The organism is Ruegeria sp. YKSD179, from assembly GCF_059612885.1.
This window is the reverse complement of the sequence record NZ_JBXWRL010000116.1, coordinates 1-2,579: the sequence shown is the minus strand read 5'-3', so window position 1 is coordinate 2,579 and position 2,579 is coordinate 1. Positions and strand designations below refer to the sequence as shown.

General features: G+C 52.5%; 3 protein-coding genes. 1 reads left to right on the top strand and 2 read right to left on the bottom strand.

Annotated elements, in window-relative coordinates:
• Positions 1-70: 70 nt before the first annotated feature.
• Both AC2FNE_RS24540 and AC2FNE_RS24535 read right to left on the bottom strand, forming a co-directional pair.
• Positions 71-622 (bottom strand): thioredoxin family protein, encoded by a 552-nt coding sequence (locus AC2FNE_RS24540; RefSeq protein ID WP_170609142.1) that lies wholly within the window; start codon positions 620-622, stop codon positions 71-73.
• A gap of 161 nt (positions 623-783) precedes the next feature.
• Complete coding sequence (locus AC2FNE_RS24535; RefSeq protein WP_170609140.1) at positions 784-1,518, bottom strand: aldolase; 735 nt, start codon at positions 1,516-1,518, stop codon at positions 784-786.
• A gap of 248 nt (positions 1,519-1,766) precedes the next feature.
• On the opposite strand from AC2FNE_RS24535, the gene AC2FNE_RS24530 reads away from it, so the two are divergent.
• Positions 1,767-2,579 (top strand): dihydrodipicolinate synthase family protein (locus AC2FNE_RS24530; RefSeq protein ID WP_496806556.1); only part of this gene is annotated, 813 nt, incomplete at its 3' end.

The window sequence follows — 2,579 nt, the reverse complement described above, 5'->3', positions numbered from 1 at the left end:
GTCCGCAAGGCAGTCGTTCAAGCAGAGTGCAGCGAACGTCGGTTCGGAGCGGCGGTCCCGATCACTCGTACTATTTCCATTTGATTGAGCAGCCAATGGATTGCGTTTGCTCTTTGGGACCCTGACCAGTCTCTGCGACTTGCCTCATAGCTTCGTATAATTCGCGTGGAAGATCTTGCTGTCCAGGTGTCATGCGCGTTGCGTCCAAGCGACCCCGATATTGTAATTCAAGCTCAGCATTATAGCCGAAGAAATCCGGAGTGCATGTTGCTCCAAAAGCTTTGGCAACAGACTGGCTCTCGTCATGCAGATAATGGAAGGGAAAGGAATGTTTTAAAGCCATTAGCTTCATGTTCTCAAAACTGTCGGCTGGATGCCTTAGAGCGTCATTCGAACATATTGCGACAACACCGACACCAAAAGCGATCAAGTCTGAGCTGTCACGGATTATCTTGTCCAGTATCGCCAAAACGTATGGGCAATGATTGCAAATGAACATCACCAACGTTCCATTGGCGCCTTTTAAATCGGCAAGACCATACATTTTCCCATCCGTGCCGGGCAAAACGAAGTCTGGCGCAGGTAGTCCAAAATCACAAACCGGGGGGCTAATAGCGGCCATTTCAAGCTCCATTTTTGCACGCAGTCGCGCACCAATTCTCTTACACTCTTATCAAGGTGTCGTCAGAAAAACTCGGATCAAGCGGGTCGGTGCGGTTTCGTAGCGAAGTCAGTTGCTTTTGATCCAGCGACAATAGGCCTTTTGCGAGATCGCGCTAGTTCTCAATCACGCCAGCCAGGGTTGTCGCGGTCTAATATGCGTTTGATCGCGCTGAAATGCGCCTGAACCTGCGTTAGGTCGCTCTCCTCATTTATTTGGCGAGCGGTCTGCTCAACAGTCTGCTGCGGAATAGAACGCAACGGTCTGCCGTGCATCTTCGCCAAGGTCTGCACCTGAGCCGCACGTTCAAGATAATAAAGGTCGTCAAACGCCTTTTCGATCGTCGGGGCAGTCACTACGACGCCATGGTGGCCGAGGAACGCGATAGGTTTGTCCGCCATCGCGTCCGCGATGCGGTTCCCTTCTTGATCGTTAAGTGCAAGACCGCCATAGCTGTCTTCATACGCGATCCGGTCATAGAACCGTAACGCTCCCTGCTCGACCATTTCTAGACGTCCGTTTTCGACGAGCGTCAGTGAGGTGGCGTAGGGCATGTGAGTGTGGAGAACGGCCTTTGCCGACGGTCTATTGGCGTGGATCGGCGCGTGGATGAAGTATGCCGTCGCTTCCACAGAATGATGGCCGTCGAGAACGCGCCCATCGCGATGGCACAACACAATGTCCGAGGCTTTGACCTCCGACCAGTGCAGCCCTTGCGGATTGACAAGAAATTCTTCTCCGTCATCAGAGACAGCGAGTGAAAAGTGATTGCAGATACCTTCGCTAAGCCCAAGTTTGTCCGCATAACGCAGCGCTGCGGTTAAATTCTCTCGTGCCTCCTGTAAATCCCGTTCCATCCATACTTCTCCCGCTGATCATCATTTGAGCTGCATTTAATGACACGTCCCAAATGATAGCTAACGCATCAATGGTAGGCAAAAAACGCCAAATTCACTATCAGAATGACCGCTTAACGCGACGAACCGCTCATCTGAAAAATAGTCGAATGATTGTATAGAGCCTTTCGCGGACAAGGTACGAACTGGAAACGAACGTGTTCCCAGAGTAAGTTCGTTGCAGATCCATTTTAGGAACGAAAGCCACAATGAAGGTTGCGAACCTGCGGGGCGTAGTCCCCTACTTGCCAACGCCATTGACACCCAAGGGCCAAGTGGACGAAGGCGCGCTACGCAAACTCTCGGAGCACCTAATTAACGCTGGTGTGCATGGGCTCACGCCGCTGGGCTCGACTGGAGAATTTGCATATCTGGACTTTGCAGCAAAGGAACAAGTTGTTTCGGCGACGGTAGACGCTGCCGCCGGCCGGGTTCCGGTAATTGCCGGTGTCGCAGCGACAACAACCTGGGACGCAATTGTACAGGCCAGGCGATGGGCGTCGATAGGGGCGGATGGAATACTCGCGGTACTAGAAGCCTACTTTCCAGTCCCCGAAACCGGGGTCGTGGATTATTTTTTGGCTGTAGCCGATGCAACAGATTTGCCCGTAACGCTCTACACAAACCCCAATTTTCAACGCTCTGACCTATCAATCGATGCCATAGAAAAGCTTTCTCATCATCCAAACATTCTTTTCGTCAAGGATGCTTCGACCAACACCGGCCGCTTGCTCTCGATCCTAAACCGCACTGAAGGCCGCATTGGTGTATTCGCAGCATCCTCTCACATCACCGCTGCAGTAATGCTGATCGGCGGAAGAGGCTGGCTTGCCGGTCCTTCATGCATCGTTCCAAAACAAAGTGTTCGCCTTTTTGATCTCTGCGAGGCGGGTAAATGGGACGAGGCGATGGCCCTTCAACGTGAGCTATGGACCGTGAACCAGGTCTTTGCTCGCTTCAATTTAGCAGGCGCTGTGAAGGCAGGCTTAAGGCTCCAGGGATTTGACTGCGGGGAGCCCGCG